Source organism: Micromonospora sp. NPDC049204 (assembly GCF_040647935.1).
Classification (GTDB): Bacteria; Actinomycetota; Actinomycetes; order Mycobacteriales; family Micromonosporaceae; genus Micromonospora.
In genome coordinates this window covers 1-1,447 of sequence record NZ_JBEZDC010000041.1, presented here as the reverse complement: position 1 = coordinate 1,447, position 1,447 = coordinate 1, and the positions used below count along the sequence as shown (strand labels likewise).

Below are 1,447 nucleotides of genomic sequence, written 5' to 3'. Positions count from 1 at the left end.
CTCCATAAGATTGTTGATGTCCGGGATCGATGTCTCGGATGCCCGGAGCGGTGGGGTGTGGCTGATGGCTGCTTGCCCGTGGTGGTTCCGAAGGAGTAGCCGCCCTGTCGTTCTGCGATGGCCTGGCTGCTGATTGAAATCTGCGTGTTGGTCGCTGTTTATGGAGCTGCCGGCAGTGCCGTCGACGGGGTCACGCTCGATGGGGAGGTTCGGGCCGGTGAAGGTCCGGGAGCAGATCTGGATCGGTATCGATGTCGGCAAGGCGCATCACCATGCGTGTGCGGTCGACGGGACCGGGAAGGTGGTGTTCAGTAAGCGGTTGGCCAACGGCCAGGCCGAGATCGAGGCGTTGATCGCCCGGGCGGGCAAGGCTGCCGGGCAGGTGCGGTGGGCCTTGGATATGACCTCGGGGACTGCGGGTCTGCTGCTCGCGGTGCTGCGCCGGGCCGGTGCGACGGTGATGTATGTGCCCGGCCGGCTGGTCAACCGGATGGCCGGCGCGTTCGCCGGGGAAGGTAAGAGCGACGCTAAAGACGCCTTCACCATCGCCGAGACGGCCCGGCTGCGCCACGACCTGACCGAGGTCACCAGCCCGGACCAGGCCATCGCCGAACTGCAGGTCCTGACCGCCCGGCGGGAGGACCTGATGGGTGACTGGGTGCGCGGCGTCAACCGGCTGCGGGACCTGCTCGCGTCGATCTTCCCCGCGCTGGAAGCAGCGTTCGACTACTCGACCCGCTCGGCTTTGGTGCTGCTGACCGGTTTCCAGACCGCCGCCGGTATCCGCGATGCCGGCGCCGACAGGGTGGCCGAGCATCTGTTGGCGGGTGGCGCCTGGGCCAAAGGCATCCCGGCCATGGTCGACAAGGCCTTGGCCGCAGCGGCCGCCCAGACGATCGCGTTGCCCACCGAGGCTGCGGTGGCTCCGCTGATCGCTCGTCTCGCCGCGCAGTTGCTCGACCTGGACCGCGAGATCAAGAACCTGGACAAGCAGATCACCATCACGTTCGAACAGCACCCACACGCGGCCCGGATCACCAGCGTGAACGGATTCGGGCCGATCCTCGGCGCCCAACTGCTCGCCGACACCGGCGGAGACCTGCGAGCCACGTTCGGCAGCTCGTCGCGGCTGGCCGCCTACGCCGGACTTGCCCCGGTATCCCGTGACTCCGGACGCGTACGCGGAAACCTGCACCGGCCCAAGCGCTACCACCGCGGCCTGCGCCGCGTGTTCTACCTCGCCGCATTGTCGGCGATCAGACCCGAAGGCCCATCGCAAGTCTTCTACCGGCGTAAACGCGCCGAGGGCAAAATCCACACCCAAGCCCTGATCGCCCTGGCCCGCCGCCTGATCGACGTCGTCTGGGCACTGCTGCGCGACGGCCGCGAGTTCCAACCCACACCACCGCTGACCGCGTCTACGGCTTGACTTGGTCATTGAAACTCC

The 1,447-nt window shown here is 67.4% G+C and carries 1 protein-coding gene; it reads left to right on the top strand.

Annotated features, from left to right (window positions below):
- Positions 1-217 precede the first annotated feature (217 nt).
- On the top strand, positions 218-1,429 hold the full coding sequence (locus tag AB0A90_RS34730) for an IS110 family transposase (RefSeq protein ID WP_357256211.1): 1,212 nt from the start codon (positions 218-220) through the stop codon (positions 1,427-1,429).
- Positions 1,430-1,447 lie beyond the last annotated feature (18 nt).